The sequence below is a fragment of the Enterococcus spodopteracolus genome, from assembly GCF_030441955.1.
Taxonomy (GTDB): Bacteria; Bacillota; Bacilli; order Lactobacillales; family Enterococcaceae; genus Enterococcus_B; species Enterococcus_B spodopteracolus.
The window spans coordinates 67,867-85,547 of sequence record NZ_JARJHD010000006.1 but is presented as its reverse complement, the minus strand read 5'-3'; the positions used below and the strand labels follow the sequence as shown (position 1 = coordinate 85,547).

Here is a 17,681-nt window from a genome sequence, read left to right as displayed (position 1 = left end):
GTAGATTTAATGGTAGCGAAAACCTAGTAAAGGAGCCGATCGCTAAGTGATAAAAAAATGTCCAAAATGTGGATCAGAAAAAATCAAAGATCAATCAAAATGTCCAGAATGTGACTTTGAACCACAACAAGTTGAACTGACACAATTACCCCAAACAGATGAAAATCAATCGTTAGACGAAACAGCTGAGGAAGTTTATCCAGACAGTATCGTGAATGATCCAATCGAGTGGTCAGAACTAAAAGATCTACCGTTGGAGTCTGTCATGGAGTTGTTTGACTCAAGTGAAACGAGCACTGAGTCAAAGGATGATCAAGTAGATAAAAAAGAAAATACCGATCTTGACAAAGAAAAAACAGATAAAGATCACTCTGCTACATCTGAGCAAAGAGAAAAAGCTCAGCAGAAAAAACGAGTAGCTGAATTAAAAGAAGCAGTAAACAATGAAGAAGAAAATTCCATTCTAGCTGCTTACATCAAGGCACATCGTGAAGATACGACTGAAGAACACGCAAAAGAGCTGCTTCGAATGATCGAAACGGCGGCAGCAACGGGTGAGGATTCAGTCGCCATTCGCTTGTCGGAAAATACAACTGAGCAAGTTTCTCCGGACAAATCTCAAGAGGATGCAACAAAAGAGCCACCAGTGGAAGAAACAATCATGGAAGATACTGTGGTGGAAGATTCTTCAACAAGTACAGAAGAACAAGTAGACGTAACTAAAAATATAGAAGAAACCGCCCCAGTTTCTACGGAAGAACCTATAGAGCCGACTGAACCGATCGAAGAGGAAAGTTCTGAGGTTGAGAGTACGAAAGCTGATTCAACAGATGCACCGCAAACAAAAGAAGCTCCTGAAACAACTGAACTGGTGGAAATACAGCCGGAACAGACAAAGGTTGAGGAACAAGAAGCAAGCAATGCATCCATCAAAAAAGAAGAATTGCCAAATGATCGAGGAGCAAAGAAATCCAAAAAAGGATTATACCTGACGAGTGCGGCAGTGCTTTTACTTGGTGCAGGTGGTTGGATGTATTATGATCATCAGCAAAAAGTTCAAGCAGAAATCGCTGCTGAAACCCAACGTAAACAAGAGAAAATGACTGATTTACAATCAGATTTAGCTGCGTTTTATTTAGATGATGATGAACAGTTCATTCGTACAAGTATGATCAATCAAGACTTGTCAAAATTAAGGGCATCATTGAATGAGGTCAAAGCTGAAAAAGGTTATGCAGATCTGGAAAAAACCTTTGAAGATATCCAATCAAAGATCAAACAGATCCAAAGGGTCAATGAATGGTTTGTTACACCAGTTATTGCAGATGATCAACTGATCGCAGAACCCAAATTGAAAGCGGACCAAGCAATCCAAAGTTTTGAAACAGATGATACAGCATTTGGTCAATTGATCGACAAAGCGACAAATGAAGCAACCAAACAGTATCAACAACTTCAAACAGCAAAAGAAAAAACTGCTGTGATCTATGCAGATGGTCAAGTAAAAGATTCAGCGACGAAAGAGCAGTACGACACAGCAAAAGCAGAAGTGGCGAAAGTAAAAAATACAGAATTAGTCAAAGTACTTGTGACCGAATTGGACAAAGTCGATGAAGCTTTGACGAAAAAAGAAGAAGCGAAGAAAGCCGAAGAAGCAAAGAAAGCTGAAGAAGCGAAGAAAGCCGAAGAAGCGAAACAAGCGCAAGCGCAGGCTGAAGCACAAGCACAAGCAGCTGCTCAACAAACTGAGTCGACACAAACAACGCCAGCGACTAACTCCGCAAACCGTCCAATCATGGAAACAAGAGCTAGTGATGTCGCAGATGCTTCTAATCCTGCTTGGAATTGGGCACCAGGAGTTAAAGAAAGTGTGATCGCAACAAGTATTGCACGAGGATACATCGTAGAGGGCGGCTATCGATTAGAGAAAGCTCGCATCGAAAATGGTGAAGGATACTACAACCTTTATGCGACTTCCACTAAATCATCTTTGATGAATGGTATCGATGAAAGTGCTCTACCATTTTATATTGTCACAATCAATTGTAAAACTGGTTGGTTTGGTGGAAACGGTAGTAACTAGATCAGTGGTAGTTAGCTAGAGTATAGTTCTATCAGCCTGATTTGCTATTCCTACAAAGCAAAACAACAATGGTCCAGAAGCAATTTTTCTTTCCATCATAGCATCAAAAATAGGCCATAAAATCCAAAAATATGAGGATATTTTCGGGTTTTATGGCCTATTTCAGTCGAACACTGCCGGCTCAAGCTTTTATGGAGAATCTCTATCTATAAACATGGCGTTATGTTATGATAGCAAAGAAATGTTGGAATACAAAGGCCTTTTAGAAAAGGAGAAAAAGATGAACGAATTATTAGCAAATGTCTTTACCGCAATGGTGATTGACGAAAATGAAAAAAATTATTTTGTCCAGAAAAATGGACAAACTTTCCGTTTGAGCAAAGAGGAAGGAGAGCATACGATCGGTGAAGCAGTCGAAGGGTTTGGTTATCAGAATCAAAAACAAGAAAATCGTTTTACAACGGTGATCCCGAAGAGTCGCATTGGTCATTATGCTTTTGGAACAGTTACTTCTTCAAGAAAAGATCTAGGTGTTTTTGTTGATATTGGTTTACCGGATAAAGATTTTGTTGTTTCACTGGATGAGCTACCTACAATGACTGAGTTGTGGCCCAAAAAAGGGGATCAGTTGATGATCGCTTTGCGTGTCGACGCGAAAGATCGCATTTGGGGAAGTCTAGCAGAAGAAAGAATCTTCAAATCACTAAGTAAGCATGGTTCAGAAGAATTGAAAAATAAAAACATCTCAGGAATTGCTTATCGTTTGAAGCTGACTGGCACGTATCTGCTGACGGATGATTTTTATATTGGGTTCATCCATCCTTCAGAACGTTACCGCGAACCACGTTTAGGTGAAAAATTAGAAGGACGCGTAGTTGGGACTAGACCTGATGGTGTGTTGAATGTCTCTTTGAAACCACGTGCACACGAAGCGATTTCTGATGATGCACAAATGATCTTAACGATTTTAGAACGTTCGGCAGATCAACAAATCGCATTCACTGACAAATCAGATCCAGATGAGATCATGCGTGCCTTTGGGATCAGTAAAGGGGCATTTAAGCGAGCAATTGGTAATTTATTGAAACAAGGATTGATCCAACAAGAGGATGGCGTGACGAAATTGGCAAAAAAATCTAATTGAGAATGACTTGCATGTTTTTCTCGTCTAGCTTATAATAATTTTAATCTAGAACGGTTGATTAGATATCTTAATTATAATCATTATAAATTGTTGGGGTTGAGAAAATGGGCATGAATACAATGTCAGTAATGAAAAAAACAAAACAACAGCTACATGAATCTGGGTTTAAACTGACCCCACAACGAGAAGCAACCTTGCTCGTCCTCTTAGAGAACGAAAAAGAACACTTGTCAGCAGAAGAAGTTTTCTTTCTAGTCAAAAAGAAAAACTCAGAGATCGGTTTGGCCACCGTTTATCGGACGTTGGAGATTCTAACGGATCTAAAAGTTATCGACAAAGTCAGCTTCAATGATGGTGTGGCTCGGTATGATCTGCGAAAAGAAGGAGCCAAACATTTTCATCATCATCTCCTGTGCTTAGATTGTGGAACGATCGAGGAAGTCGAAGAAGATCTGCTAAGTGAAGTTGAACAAGTGATCGAACAGCGTTACCACTTTTTTGTCAAAGATCATCGTTTGACCTTTCATGGTATTTGCCAAGAATGCTATAATAAGAAAAAAGAAAGAAAGACCGTCTGAATTGATAGACGGCTTTTTCTTTGAAGTGTCTATTGAAAAATAGACTACCGAAACCAAAGGCTATCTGATATGATAAAGAAGCATGAGGTGAGAATGATGGAAGAAGAAATCAATGAATATCTTCGCTATTTAAGTATCGAGCGTGGATTATCGTTTAATACTCGAAAAAGTTATGAACGGGACTTGAATCAATACTTGCACTATCTAAAAGAACACGAGATAACCTCTTGGCAAACAATTGATCGATTTGTCGTCATCCAATACTTAGAAACGTTGCATGCGGAAAATAAGGCTTCTGCAACGATTACACGTATGATTACAAGTTTAAGAAAATTCCATCAATTTTTGCGACAAGAACGGTATACAGAACAAGATCCAATGCAACACATCGAGACCCCGAAGAAAGCCCAAAAGTTGCCAAGTACGTTGTCTTTAAAGGAAGTAGAACGGCTGATCGAAGCACCTGATACATCGAAAAGTTTAGGGATCAGAGATCGCGCTATTTTAGAAGTCATGTATGCAACAGGGATGCGTGTGAGTGAGTTAGTCGGACTGAAGTTAGGCGATTTGCACCTGTCTTTAGGACTGGTTCAAACCTTAGGTAAAGGAGATAAGGAACGAATCATTCCTTTAGGCGATTATGCAATCCAATGGTTAGAACGTTATTTGGATGAGGTTCGTCCTTTACTAGTCAAAAATCCATCTGAAACTCACGTTTTTTTGAATCATCATGGTTCAGGTCTTTCTCGACAAGGAATATGGAAAAATTTAAAACAACTTGTTCGAGAAGCAGGGATCTACAAAGACGTGACCCCTCATACATTGAGGCATAGTTTTGCGACACATTTACTAGAGAATGGGGCGGATTTACGTACCGTTCAAGAACTATTAGGTCATGCAGATATTTCAACGACACAGATCTATACACATATCACGAAAAAAAGAATGACAGATGTCTACAAGCAGCATTTCCCAAGGGCTTAGTTTATAGGATGGTGAGAAAATGTTAACACATTATCGAAAAGAAAACCGAAAAATCGCGATGGGACTATTGAGCTTTCATAAAAAGTTAAATGCAGAATCAAGTTTACTAAAAGAGATCGATACGTATGAATCTGCTGAAGATTATGAACTTTTTTTCTATACACCAGAAGATTCTACAAATATCCAAGGAATCATTGGTGTGCATTGGAGTGCTAAAGATCAGATGACGATTCACGATATTTCGTTGAATCCTTCCTACCGGGGGGAGAATATTGGGTTTCAAATGTTGAATGAATTGCAAGCAAAATACCCCGATGTGTTGATCCATCCAACGGATATCACAGAAGCTTATTTAAGTAGATGGATCAATGAAAATAAGGAAGAGTGAATGATGTGACAGAAATCAATATCAAATTAGATGTCTTTGAAGGTCCATTAGATTTACTCCTTCATCTGATCCAAGATATGGCGATCGATATTTACGATATCCCGATTGCCACTATCACGGAACAATACATGAACTATATCCATACGATGAAGACGCTTGAGTTAGCTGTGGCAGGAGAATACCTCGTCATGGCGGCAACACTGATGGCAATCAAAAGCAAGACATTATTGCCTATCCAAGAAGTGAGCAATGACGAAGAAGAATTTTGGGAAGAAGATCCTCGTGACGAATTAGTCAATCAGCTGTTAGAATACCGCAAATTCAAGTATGCAGCAGAGAAACTTACTGAAAAGGCAGAAGAACGTAGTTTGTATTTCACAAAAGAACCTTCTGCAATCGATGAGTTATTGGGGCAAGAAAAACCATTGAAGCGTGGACAAGTGAAAAAAATCGATTTATTTCAAGCCATGCAGAAAATTTTAGAACGAAAGAAATTTGCCCAAAAGGAAGAAAAAACGATCGCACCTGATGATGCGACAATCGAAGAACGAATGACATTTATCCAACAGCGCATCGTCTCTCAAAAAAATGGCTGTTTGTTCGAATCTTTTTTTGAAACGCCGTCCAGGAATGAAGTCGTCACAACATTTTTGGCGATTCTCGAATTGATGAAAAATGGACAGATCGTGGCTCAGCAAGAAAAAAATTATGAATCAATCATGCTTTATCCAGCAGTAGGAGATACACAACATGACGAAATTAAGTGAACTTGAAGCAATCTTATTTATAGTAGGAGAAGAAGGAACGACAATCGAAGAATTGAGTACCTTACTGACCTATACACGAGAGGAAACGACTGCTTTAGTAGCAGAGTTGGCAGCTAGTTATGAAGCAAATGCCAACACAGCGTTACATCTTTTTGAAACAGAAAAACAAATCGTGCTGACTACCAAAAAAGAGTTAGCGCCGATCGTCAAAAGATACACGCAAGGGACGTCGAATACCTTGTCACAAGCGGCAATCGAAACACTAGCAATCATTGCATATAAACAACCGATCACTAGAAGTGAGATCGAGTTGATTCGTGGTGTTCAAGTTTCTGGCGCGATCCAACGCTTGACTGCACATCAACTGATCGAAGAAAAAGGGCGAGTTGAGGGACCAGGTCGCCCGATCCTTTACGGGACCACAAGTCATTTTTTAGATTATTTTGGTCTGAGATCGCTAAATGAGTTACCCGATATTCAAGATATCGAACGTTCACTGGAAGAAGACGCACCCCTTGATTTATTTTTTGATGGCGTGCATGAAGGAGAAAACATATAATGGAAAGATTACAAAAAGTAATTGCTCACGCAGGAATTACCTCTCGACGTAAAGCCGAAGAATATATTTTGGCTGGTCGAGTAAAAGTAAATGGTCAAGTCGTCAAAGAACTTGGCGTAAAAGTTGGCAAACACGACACAGTGGAAGTCGACCAAGTGCCGATCTATCAAGAAGAATATGGCTACTATTTACTTTATAAGCCAAAAGGGGTCATTTCTGCTGTAGCAGATGACAAGGGCCGGAAAGTAGTGACAGACCTATTACCAATGGTCAAAGAGCGTATCTATCCAGTTGGACGACTAGATTATGATACTTCTGGCATACTTTTATTGACGAATGATGGTGATTTTGCGCAACGATTGACGCATCCAAAGCATGAAGTTGATAAAGTATATGTTGCCAAAGTCAAAGGGATCGCCACTAAGTCAGCGCTGAATCCATTGACAAAAGGCATCAAAATTGAAGGTAAGAAAACGTCACCTGCAAAGTATGCAATTTTATCTGTTGATCCTCATACGAATCATAGTATCGTAGAATTAACGATTCATGAAGGCCGTAACCACCAAGTAAAAAACATGCTACAAGCCGTCGGGTTACCTGTGCAAAAATTAAAACGAGAAAAATATGGCGAATTGACCTTGCAAGGTTTACGTCCTGGTGAGTATCGTGAGCTGAATAAAAAAGAAATCAGTCAGTTATTGAATCAATCAAAATAAATAACTTACTTTTTGTAAGGTTAAATACCTTGCTTTTTTGTTATGAAATAAGTATAATAAAATGGTAAACAAAAATTAGATATGGTTCGTCTTCAGGGGCAGGGTGAAATTCCCGACCGGTGGTTATAGTCCACGACCTACTTTTGCGAGTAGCTGAATCGGTGAAATTCCGATACCGACAGTAAAGTCTGGATAAAGAAGATAGAGCTTATTTGGCATACGTATGTACAAATGACTCTAACTCTATTTTCCCCTGCGAAAATAGAGTTTTTTTGTTTGTGTTTACGTGGTTGAATAGTTCGCTGAAGAGGAATCCCAACAGGAGGATTTCAACATGAAGAACACCCGAGTACAAAAAATGGTTGCGGTCGCATTATTTGCTGCAATCGGATTGGTTTTGCAATTTTTCTCATTTCCAATCATGCCAACATTTAGCTTTTTGAGAATCGATTTTAGTGATATCCCAGTTTTGATCAGCATGTTTTTATTTGGCCCGTTAGCGGGGATCGTTACCGCGTTTTTACGTTCAATCTTACATTTGATTATGACCGGTTTTAGTCCAGAGAATCTAGTTGGCGACGTCGCTAGTTTCTTTTCAACAGCGGTCTTTACTTTACCGATTTTCTACATCTTCAAAAGAAACAAATACCAAAAAGGAAAAAATCAAATTTTAGGCGTGATTAGTGGAACACTTGCACTAACCATTTTCATGAGCATTGCGAACTATTTTGTGGTCACACCTCTTTATTTAACATTTTTAGGCCTAAACGCAACCCAAATGTTAGGTATGCCACTGGCAAATTACATTCTGATTGGTATTGTACCTTTTAACTTGATCAAAGGATTTATCGTTAGTGTGGCATTCCTTGTCTTACACGCCAAACTACTACCTTGGTTGAGCAGAAAACAACACCAGTTAGAAAAACGGCATAGCGTTGTAAAATAAAAGTAAACGATTCTGTTAAAAAAGATAACGATATCATATAATACAAAAAATACAAGTAAACTTGAAAGTAGTAGTTTCTACTTTCAAGTCAGACTGTAGACAAAAAGGAGTGGCTTAATTGCAACTCCTTTTTGTTATTTTTTATAGAAATTTGAAATAAAAAGCCATAGGCTTTTTTGCTTTACATAGCCATGTGGCTAGTTTTTTTAAATTCATGGCAGCAAACATAAGCATCGTGTGCGTGGCGACTTTTTTAAAGACCTCGATATTTTGTCCAACGCCTACCATGCTTTTCTTTTGCATCTGCAAATATTCGTTCAATGGTTTGTTTGCTCTTTGTATAAATTTCTCTATTCAACGCCGTATGGCGTTGGTATTTTTTTAATTAAAAAGGGCATTTTCAGTTATTAATAGAGAGCCTAGATAGGTTTTTCAGGAGGATAACAAATGACCAATCATAGGGATTCACATAGCTAACGTTTATTTTTTTAAGTTTTACTTAATATTTTGTCATGAAAAAAAATTCAATAACCAACACTGTGTAAGCGTTTTATAAATTGTGTCTGAGTATTTTTTGCCTTTTTGTATAAAAATGTATTTTATACGTTTTGATGTGAAATTCTTCTCCTTTTGTTTGTTAGATGGACCTGATATGATAGACGACGGAAACGCTACAATTATTATGAATAAAGTATTTCAATTAAATAATCAAAGGAGGGGCAATAAACGAGGGTTTTGAATAAAATTTATCGAATTTACTAGTTATTATTTTTGTTCTTATCATCTTTTTGATAAAATACCGATGTGTCAAAGATTTTTGAAACAAGAAAGGAAGAAGAAAATGGAACAAACAACGAAGAAGAAATTTCAAATGCCTTCAGCGTACTCGGTCTTATTCATTATTATTGCCATTATCGCTGTACTTACATGGTTCATCCCAGCAGGACACTACAGTGTGGATGAAGCCGGTAATATCATTGCAGGGTCTTACGAAAGAGTCCAACAAAATCCACAAGGACTTTGGGATATCTTTATGGCTCCAGTCAACGGGATGTTGGGTGTACCAGCGGGTGAGTTAACGAAAGAAACACCTGCGGCAATTCCAATTTCCTTCTTTATCTTAATTGTTGGTGGTTTCTTAGGAATCATCAATAAAACTGGCGCATTAGATGCTGGAATCGCAACTGTTGTGAAACGCTTTAAAGGGAAAGAAAAAATGTTGATCCCTGTATTGATGCTTTTATTCGCTTTAGGTGGTTCAACTTATGGAATGGCGGAAGAAACGATTCCATTTTACGCATTATTGATTCCTGTCATGATGGCCGTCGGTTTTGATACTGTCACAGCAGTAGCCATCGTGTTGGTCGGATCTCAAGTGGGTTGTTTGGCATCAACAGTTAACCCATTTGCGACAGGAGTTGCATCACAAGCTGTTGGTATTTCAATGGGCGAAGGAATTGGGTTACGTTTCTTTATGTTCGTTGTCTTACTAGCAATCTCTATTATTTATGTGTATCGTTATGCGTCGAAGATCGAAAAAGATCCAACCAAATCTTTAGTATATAATCAGCGCGAAGAAGACATGAAACACTTTGATATCGAAGCAATCAATCGTCAAGAAATGATCACGAAAAAACAAAAACATGTTAATGTATTGTTCTTCCTTACTTTTGGTATCATGATCATTAGCTTGATTCCATGGACAACATTAAATGAAAACTTCACTATTTTTGAGTCATTGACAAATTGGTTAACTGGCCTACCAGTAATTGGAACTGTTTTAGGTAAAAACATGTTGCCTCTAGGTGATTGGTATTTCCCTGAAATCACAATGTTATTCTTAGTTATGTCAATCGTTGTGGCAATCACTTTTGGTATGAAAGAATCTGATTTTGTCAAAGAATTCTTAGCAGGTGCTTCAGACTTGATTGGTGTAGCAATCGTTGTTGCTGTTGCTCGTGGGATCCAGGTAGTGATGAACAACGGTTTGATCACAGATACGATCTTACATTGGGGAGAACAAGGATTAAGCTCATTATCATCAAGTGTCTTCTTGATCCTTACATTTATCTTCTATATCCCTATGTCATTCTTGATTCCATCAACTTCTGGCTTAGCAGCTGCTACAATGGGCATCATGGGACCAATGGGAGAATTTGCTGGTGTCGGTAAAGATCTAGTAATCACTGCTTACCAATCAGCATCTGGATTAGTGAACTTGATCACACCAACTTCTGCTATCGTGATGGGTGCAATCGCCATTGCTCGCTTTGATATTTCCGTTTGGTGGAAATTCATTGGGAAGTTGATTGCCATCTTATTTGTTGCTATCTGTGTGATCTTAGGTGTAGCAGCAATGTTCTAATTCTAGACAAATGACAGCCAAAGTTCTATGATAAATGAAGAAACAATATCTATTGACTGAATAAAGAGACATGAATCCTTTATTCACCATGTACGATGTATCGCTTGTATGTAAGAGATCGTCGGTAGAAACAAGACCTTTGAAAAACAAGTTACTCTGTTGATGGAATGGTGACTGAAAAATCCAGCTCCAAGAAATAAGCGACAAAACCCGAAACTTGGATTTTGGGTTTTGTCGCTTATTTCCAAAGGCGTCGGCTTTTTCACAGAAAATTTCGTAAAGAGTGGCCTATTTAACTCGAGCAGATGTACATGTGGATCAAAGTAGTATTTTCTGCCGCCATCTTTTTTTAAAATAATGAGGAGGCAAAGTTGATGAAACAATTTGTAACAGAACAACATCATGAACAAGCATTAGAATCATTAAGTGAGTTGATCCGAATTCCTTCTGTATTGGATGAATCTGATTCTGGAGAGGGACATCCTTTTGGGAAAAAAGTTGTAGAAGCTTTAGATAAAGTGTTAGAAATTAGTGAAGGATTAGGTTTTAAAACATTTAAAGATCCCGAAGGCTACTATGGTTATGCAGAAGTAGGCTCAGGAGATGAGTTATTTGGTATCTTATGCCATATGGACGTTGTCCCTGGAGGCGATGAAAAAAACTGGGAATCTAAACCTTTTGAGCCAACAATCAAAGATGGCTGGTTAGTTGGCCGTGGCTCTCAAGACGATAAAGGACCTTCGATTGCTGCGATGTATGCAGTGAAAGCATTGATGGATGCAGGGGTAGAATTTAATACTCGCATTCGTTTCATCTTCGGAACGGACGAAGAAAACCTTTGGCGTTGTTTAGATAAATACAATGAAAAAGAAGAAGGAATCACACAAGGCTTTGCGCCAGATGCAGAATTTCCTTTGATCTATGCAGAAAAAGGTTTGTTACAAGCTTACTTGACAGGTCCTGGCACAAATGAATTCTCTGTAAATGCTGGTGGGGCACTAAACGTAGTGCCGGATTCTGCACCATATTCAGGCGAAAAATTGGCAGAAGTAAAAACAGCGTTAACGAAACACAACTTCGATTTTAACGATCAAGGTGACTCGATCACAGTGCTAGGAAAAAGTATCCACGCAAAGGATGCCGCAGAAGGTGTCAATGCGATTTCTCGTTTAGCGATCGCTTTATCTGAAGTTTTTGATTTTGCGCCAATCAAGTTTTTAGGAGAATTAGTCCAAGAAAACGCGACTGGTGAAAAAGTAGTCGGAAAGACTGTTGACGAACAATCTGGGGAGTTGACGATGAACTTCGCTAGTCTAGAAATCACACCTGAGCAAACAAAAATCGGGGTGGACATGCGTATCCCTGTCACCTTCAAAAAAGATGAACTTGTCAAAAAAATGACAGAAAAAATCAAAGCATACGATTTATCATATGAAGAATTTGATTTCTTGGATTCATTATACGTTCCTTTGGAGAGCGAATTGATCCAAAACTTATTAGGAACGTACCGTGATATCACAGGGGATATGACTGAGCCATTTGTTTCTGGGGGAGCAACCTTTGCCCGTACGATGAACCAATGTGTCGCTTTCGGTGCAATGTTCCCTGATACACCAGACTTCATGCACCAAGCCAATGAACGATGGGAATTAAGCAGCATGTACAAAGCGATGCAAATCTACGCAGAAGCGGTTTATCGCTTGTGTGGGAAGTAAACCAATAGTTAGTTAAGAAACGAATAAGAGTCATAAAAGTAACCACCCCTATTTTGAGGAACTTTGTCAAATAGGGGTGGATTTTTATTGTCACTTGTTCCTCATTACAAAGATATCCAACAATAACATCTTACATAAAATCATTTGCAATTTTACCGTATTTTATTTAGTGTATAAGAGTATCAAATGAAAAAAGACGGAAGGTGATGTTTTTGAAAATATTCAAAAGAGTCCTGATAGGATTAGTGATCGTACTGGGCTTAGGAGCTATTGGGGGTTATTTTTATTGGCAACAAAGTGTGTATGAACCATCGACTCAAGCAGAGCAATCATTTAAGCAAGGAATCGATAAAGAGGATTATTTATTATTCGAATCGGAAAAATCGGCGGAACATCCAATGGTGATTTTTTATCCTGGTGCGCTCGTCGAACCAGAAAGTTATAGTATATGGGCGGAGCAACTAGCAGCAAATGGCTATACGGTAGCCATTGCTAAAATGCCTTTTGAACTGGCGATCCTGAGTGGCAACAAAGCAGACAAAATCAGAGAGGATTTCAAAGATCAAGATTTTGTGATTGGAGGACATTCTTTAGGTGGGGTGATGGCAAGTCGTTATGCTAATGCAAATCTGGATGATGAACGATTAAAAGGTATTTATTTCATGGCAAGTTATCCGGATGAAAAGGGGACATTGGCAAAAACTGATTTACCGGTCATCAGTATCACCGGAAGTGAAGATAAAGTCATGAATCAAGAAGCAGCTAATGAAGCAAAAGCTTATTTACCAGAACAAACAGAATTTGTTTCCATCTCTGGAGGGAACCATGGCGGATTTGGTAGTTATGGTCATCAAAAAGGTGATGGTGAAGCAAAGATCAGTAATGAAGACCAACAAACAGCAATCGTCACGACCATGATGAATTGGCTGAATCAAATCAAGTAAGAGCGTCACTTTTCGGACCATCGAAAAGGAATGATCCGTATATAATTGAAAATTTCACAAGCTGATCGGCGGATACAGACGTCTCAAAGGAAACTCATAGAAAAATAAGGCGTCATCCACAAAAATTTTTAAGCAGCATTTTCGTGGATGACACCTTATCACTTGAGGGGAATACGATTACCTCATCTATTTTTTGTGAGATAGAAAAAAACAAGTAGATCATCTGACAGCGCTGCTAAAAGTTAGTTGTAAGAGAGCGGTCAATTTTCTTTTTCCAATAAGATTGCTCGAACCGGACATTTTTGATAAGCTTTGGTTACGTTGGCTTCTTCTAAAGGCTGAACGAATTGTTGATGTGCTTCTGGTTCTTGTGCAAATAAGACGATTCCTTCTTCATCATAATCAAAGATATCAGGCGCCTCGATTTGACATAGACCACATGCGATACAGCGTTCAGGAACTAATTTACATAATAATGACATATTCACCATCCTAACGTAAGGGGATTACTATGACTGAGTTTATTTTATCTTTATTTTCTTCAAGTGACAAGTTACGAGCAAGCTCACTCTATCAATTATTAAGTGGCAAGCGTACATCCTCGGTACTACTTTTTGGCTTTTTTCAGGGATTATTAGTGGTTCATGGTTGTTTTCCTTCACTTGAACAAGCAACGTTTGATACGCAAATTCAACAGATGATAGATGAGGGATTATTAAAGTGGGAAGACCGAGAGTTGCAACTGACGAAAAAAGGGGGAATGCGAAGGAAAAAAGAATCCTTCATCGGACTACACTATGATAAGTATGGACGTACAGCTACTACTAGTTGGCGTTTACTGAAATTCTCTGTACAAGTTGTCTCTCACTTATCCGCCAATGAAACAGCTTATTTACCAGTAGAGACGGGTCCTTTTTATGGGTACCAAGTTAAAAGATGGTTGAAAGAAACAACGTGTACCAAAACGGAGCTAGTTGCTCAAGTATCAAAGGAACTTTCTACTATTTTTACTCTGATGCCAGACGAACAAGCGAACTTCTTAGCGAACCAATTTTCTGGTAAAAAGCAAATAGGCTTACTCGCGTACCAACTGACTACCCTGAAAGATGGCACAGCTCAGCAGTTATTCCAAGATCAGTGTATCCATCGTTTATTAGCGATTATCGAACAGCATTCAGATTTCTTATTATACGATTTGCTTGCACCATTGCTTAGACAAAATTATAATCAAAGCATGTTGACGACGAGAGCATTGATTTTATCTGGTGATTCGGTGGAGCAAGTGATGGTGAAACGAGGATTGAAGAAAGGTACGATCAATGACCATTTGATTGAGTGGGCCATCTTTTTTGATGATTTTCCTTTTGAACGACTGATCCACTCCGAGACAAGAAGATCTTTAGCTTCGTTGGAGCGACCGCTTCTTACGCTAAGATATAAAGACCTTGAAGGACAAACGATCGATTACGGAGAATTTCGCTTGGCACAAATCGAGGCATTTAAAGGAGGGGATAAAAATGGATTTGCTTGATCCATTGAAACAGTACTTTGGTTTTTCCTCTTTTCGCCAAGGACAGGAAGAGATTATTTCCACCTTATTGAATCAGAAAGATGTTTTAGCGATCCTGCCAACTGGTAATGGTAAAAGTTTATGTTATCAGTTGACTGGCTATTTGCAAGAGGGGATGGTATTGATTGTTTCTCCTTTACTCTCTTTGATGGAAGATCAAGTAGGACAATTGCAAAAACGAGGAGAGAAAAGGGTAGTAGCCTATAATAGCTTACTCACTAGAAGTGAGAAACAGTATGTGTTAGCTCATTTATCCGAATATAAATTTGTCTTTGTCAGTCCCGAGATGTTGCAGCAACCGGAAGTACTTCATGCGCTGAAACAACAAAAAATTTCGTTGTACGTAGTCGATGAAGCTCATTGCGTGTCACAGTGGGGCATTGATTTTCGACCTGAGTATCAATCTCTCGGAAGAGTCGCAAAAGAATTAGGATCACCAACTACCTTAGCTTTGACGGCAACAGCCACGCGACCGGTACAAGAAGAGATCGAACACATTCTCTTTCGCGCAAAACCTGCCCTCGTCAAACATTCAGTTAATCGAGAAAACATCTCATTATTTGTCTTTCATACAGATGAAAAAGACCAGCAATTACGTCAGTTGATGGCACGAGCAGACGGAGCAATGATCATTTATTGTGCGACTAAAAAAGAAGTCGAACGTCTTTATCAACTGCTTCACAAAGACTATGCTGTGGGGTATTATCATGGGGGGCTAGATGCCTCACAACGACGCCAACTTCAACAACAATTCAGTAAAAATCAACTGCAATTTTTGATTGCGACGAATGCGTTTGGTATGGGGATCGACAAAGCAGACATTCGGTATGTCATCCATTATGATCTACCAGATAGCCTGGAAAATTATATGCAAGAAATTGGTCGAGCAGGCCGAGATCAGCGACCTAGTAGCGCTGTATTACTTTACCGGCCAGGAGATGAAGGTATCCATTACTTTTTCCAACAATTATCTAAAGAACAACGCCATATTTTCGAAGAACATCTGCTAGATGGGCAAACAGAAGCGTCCCAGTTTGATGAGATCCAGCAAAAATGGCTGATGCTGGTAAATGAAATGCAAAGTCCTGATACATGGCTTCTGCAATTAAAAAAACAAGAACATGTGAAAATCAAGCAACTACAGCAGATGCTTGCTTATATTCATATAACATCATGTAGACGAGAACGTCTGATGGATTATTTCGGTGAAACCCTCAAAGAAAAACCCAAAAAATGTTGTGATCGAGATGGTGCGTCTTTATTTCTTTCTGAAACAGGGCATACTAGTCCAACCGTAGAAGCAACAGACTGGCAAACCATTTTACTAAATTTATTTTAAAAAAATGGTGCGAGGTATTTTTTTCGTACAATCAAGATTATCCTATGGTATAATAATTAGGAAAGAATTTAGGAGGTCAATAAGGTGAGTAGAAAAGATAGACATCAATCATCAGAAAATAACGAAACACAAGAACCATGGGAACAACCGATTTACGATACAGAGGATGAAGCATCTTCAAGAAGTACGCAAAGACAGCAAAAGAAAGGGAACACCCTGTTCTTATCGCTATTTTTGATTTTATTAGTTTTATGTATTGCCATCCCGGCAGGAGCTTACTTCTGGATCAGAAACGGGTCAAGTAATAGTGCTACCGCTGCATCTTCTTCCTCTACGACTTCATCGATCGTAGAAAGTTCGACTGTAGAATCAACTGTAGAATCGACGACAGTTTCTAGTGAACCAACTTCTGATACACAATCAGTTGCTGGAGAAACAACACCCACAAGTGCTGTGACACCAGAAACAACACCATCTTCAACAGTAACAGAGCCAGAACAAACAACACCAAGTAGTGTGGCTCCACAAGAAACAACACCTACTTCAACACCAGAGGCAGGCGCAGGTGTTTCAGGCTCAACCACAGTCGTTCAAGCGGGTGAAGGTCCTAGACAAGTAGCAGAACGCGCAGGCATTACAGTCGACCAATTGTTCCAATTGAACGGAATCGATCCAAACAACTACATGTTATATCCAGGACAAGAACTTAGAGTCCAATAAATGGAGTTAAAAAGATAATACTGAAGAGTTGTTTTTCCTCAGAGTATCTTCATAAAATGTAATTAAATAAGGAGCAGTGGCTTGAGCCACAGCCCCTTTTTTTTGAGAAAAGGGAGTTTATGAAAAATGACACGAATTAGTATCGCAATTGACGGTCCTGCCTCTTCAGGCAAAAGTACGGTAGCTAAAATCATCGCAAATGAATTGAACTATATTTATACAGATACGGGCGCGATGTATCGTGCAGTCACTTACTTAGCAATCAAACATCACATTGCTTTTTCAGATGAAACAGAATTAGTCAATTTGATCAACAAAAACCCTATTTCGTTTGAGCAAATGGCGGATGGACAACATGTCTTTGTAGCTGGGCAAGACGTTACTTCAGATATTCGACAACCAGACGTTACACGAGCGGTTTCTGAAGTAGCTGCGCATTCAAAAGTACGCGAAGCTCTTGTTGCGATCCAGAAAAAAATCGGTGAAGATGGTGGTGTCGTCATGGATGGTCGAGATATCGGTACCGCTGTTTTACCAAAAGCCGAAGTGAAGATTTTCTTGGTAGCCAGCGTGTCTGAACGGGCACAAAGACGACACAAAGAAAACCTTGAGAAAAATATTCCGACAGATTTAGAAGAATTGACAAAAGAAATACAAGCACGTGATGAATATGACTCTACTAGAAAAGTTTCACCCCTGAAGCAAGCAGAAGATGCGATACGAATCGATACAACTGGTAAAACGATTCAAGAAGTTGTCCAAGCGATCAAAGATGTGGTTCAACAAAAAGGATATTTTCTTGACTAAATAGAAAAAAAGCGAAGAATCCGACCATTTTAATGGAAAACAAACGAAATCGCTTT

At 39.0% G+C, this 17,681-nt stretch carries 17 protein-coding genes, 1 pseudogene and 1 riboswitch; of the genes and pseudogenes, 16 read left to right on the top strand and 2 right to left on the bottom strand.

What is annotated here, in order from left to right:
* Positions 1–46: 46 nt before the first annotated feature.
* The 9 genes from P3R27_RS09110 to P3R27_RS09070 all read left to right on the top strand — a co-directional run bounded on the left by P3R27_RS09110 (position 47) and on the right by P3R27_RS09070 (position 8,165).
* Positions 47–2,083: a cell division site-positioning protein MapZ family protein gene (locus P3R27_RS09110; protein WP_301356700.1), complete on the top strand. Its 2,037-nt coding sequence runs from the start codon at positions 47–49 to the stop codon at positions 2,081–2,083.
* A 280-nt stretch (positions 2,084–2,363) separates the two neighbouring features.
* The gene (locus tag P3R27_RS09105; protein ID WP_034688119.1) at positions 2,364–3,227 is read left to right on the top strand and encodes a CvfB family protein; all 864 of its coding nucleotides are present in this window, start codon (positions 2,364–2,366) and stop codon (positions 3,225–3,227) included.
* 104 nt (positions 3,228–3,331) lie between these two features.
* Positions 3,332–3,805 carry a ferric iron uptake transcriptional regulator gene (fur, locus tag P3R27_RS09100; RefSeq protein ID WP_023519469.1) on the top strand — a complete coding sequence of 158 codons (474 nt, stop codon included), beginning with the start codon at positions 3,332–3,334 and terminating at the stop codon, positions 3,803–3,805.
* 96 nt (positions 3,806–3,901) lie between these two features.
* Positions 3,902–4,789 (top strand): site-specific tyrosine recombinase XerD, encoded by an 888-nt coding sequence (gene xerD, locus P3R27_RS09095; protein ID WP_034688035.1) that lies wholly within the window; start codon positions 3,902–3,904, stop codon positions 4,787–4,789.
* A gap of 19 nt (positions 4,790–4,808) precedes the next feature.
* On the top strand, positions 4,809–5,177 hold the full coding sequence (locus P3R27_RS09090) for a GNAT family N-acetyltransferase (protein ID WP_034688034.1): 369 nt from the start codon (positions 4,809–4,811) through the stop codon (positions 5,175–5,177).
* Entirely contained in the window at positions 5,174–5,944 is a 771-nt protein-coding gene (locus tag P3R27_RS09085; RefSeq protein ID WP_271525564.1) for a segregation/condensation protein A, read from the top strand. The genes P3R27_RS09090 and P3R27_RS09085 overlap by 4 nt, the downstream gene beginning before the upstream one ends.
* Positions 5,928–6,503, top strand: a complete 576-nt coding sequence (gene scpB, locus P3R27_RS09080) for an SMC-Scp complex subunit ScpB (RefSeq protein WP_301356698.1) — start codon at positions 5,928–5,930, stop codon at positions 6,501–6,503. Before P3R27_RS09085 ends, scpB begins: the two co-directional genes overlap by 17 nt.
* Positions 6,503–7,219 carry a pseudouridine synthase gene (locus P3R27_RS09075; RefSeq protein ID WP_010735779.1) on the top strand — a complete coding sequence of 239 codons (717 nt, stop codon included), beginning with the start codon at positions 6,503–6,505 and terminating at the stop codon, positions 7,217–7,219. The genes scpB and P3R27_RS09075 overlap by 1 nt, the downstream gene beginning before the upstream one ends.
* 84 nt (positions 7,220–7,303) lie before the next feature.
* Positions 7,304–7,426, top strand: a riboswitch (FMN riboswitch).
* A 127-nt stretch (positions 7,427–7,553) separates the two neighbouring features.
* A complete protein-coding gene (locus P3R27_RS09070) occupies positions 7,554–8,165 on the top strand; it encodes an ECF transporter S component (protein ID WP_034688030.1) in 612 nt (203 codons plus the stop codon).
* Between the two features lie 141 nt (positions 8,166–8,306).
* Here the strand turns inward: P3R27_RS09070 and P3R27_RS15430 are convergent.
* Positions 8,307–8,535: pseudogene (locus P3R27_RS15430) on the bottom strand (transposase); the annotation flags it as partial.
* Between the two features lie 471 nt (positions 8,536–9,006).
* Here P3R27_RS15430 and P3R27_RS09060 point away from each other — a divergent pair.
* The 3 genes from P3R27_RS09060 (at position 9,007) to P3R27_RS09050 (ending at position 13,189) form a co-directional block, all read left to right on the top strand.
* A complete protein-coding gene (locus tag P3R27_RS09060; protein WP_034688026.1) occupies positions 9,007–10,530 on the top strand; it encodes a YfcC family protein in 1,524 nt (507 codons plus the stop codon).
* Between the two features lie 374 nt (positions 10,531–10,904).
* Positions 10,905–12,245, top strand: a complete 1,341-nt coding sequence (locus tag P3R27_RS09055; RefSeq protein ID WP_034688024.1) for a M20 family metallopeptidase — start codon at positions 10,905–10,907, stop codon at positions 12,243–12,245.
* Between the two features lie 212 nt (positions 12,246–12,457).
* A complete protein-coding gene (locus tag P3R27_RS09050; RefSeq protein WP_200868954.1) occupies positions 12,458–13,189 on the top strand; it encodes an alpha/beta hydrolase in 732 nt (243 codons plus the stop codon).
* A 260-nt stretch (positions 13,190–13,449) separates the two neighbouring features.
* Here the strand turns inward: P3R27_RS09050 and P3R27_RS09045 are convergent, their stop codons facing one another.
* Positions 13,450–13,671 (bottom strand): ferredoxin, encoded by a 222-nt coding sequence (locus tag P3R27_RS09045; protein ID WP_010735774.1) that lies wholly within the window; start codon positions 13,669–13,671, stop codon positions 13,450–13,452.
* A gap of 29 nt (positions 13,672–13,700) precedes the next feature.
* On the opposite strand from P3R27_RS09045, the gene P3R27_RS09040 reads away from it, so the two are divergent.
* From P3R27_RS09040 to cmk, 4 genes are all read left to right on the top strand, one after another.
* A complete protein-coding gene (locus P3R27_RS09040) occupies positions 13,701–14,720 on the top strand; it encodes a helix-turn-helix domain-containing protein (RefSeq protein ID WP_034688020.1) in 1,020 nt (339 codons plus the stop codon).
* Positions 14,707–16,098 carry a RecQ family ATP-dependent DNA helicase gene (locus P3R27_RS09035; protein ID WP_034688018.1) on the top strand — a complete coding sequence of 464 codons (1,392 nt, stop codon included), beginning with the start codon at positions 14,707–14,709 and terminating at the stop codon, positions 16,096–16,098. The genes P3R27_RS09040 and P3R27_RS09035 overlap by 14 nt, the downstream gene beginning before the upstream one ends.
* Before the next feature lie 84 nt (positions 16,099–16,182).
* Entirely contained in the window at positions 16,183–16,818 is a 636-nt protein-coding gene (locus P3R27_RS09030) for an SAG1386/EF1546 family surface-associated protein (RefSeq protein WP_034688017.1), read from the top strand.
* Between the two features lie 126 nt (positions 16,819–16,944).
* Complete coding sequence (gene cmk / locus P3R27_RS09025; RefSeq protein ID WP_034688016.1) at positions 16,945–17,625, top strand: (d)CMP kinase; 681 nt, start codon at positions 16,945–16,947, stop codon at positions 17,623–17,625.
* The last annotated feature ends 56 nt before the right edge of the window (positions 17,626–17,681 follow it).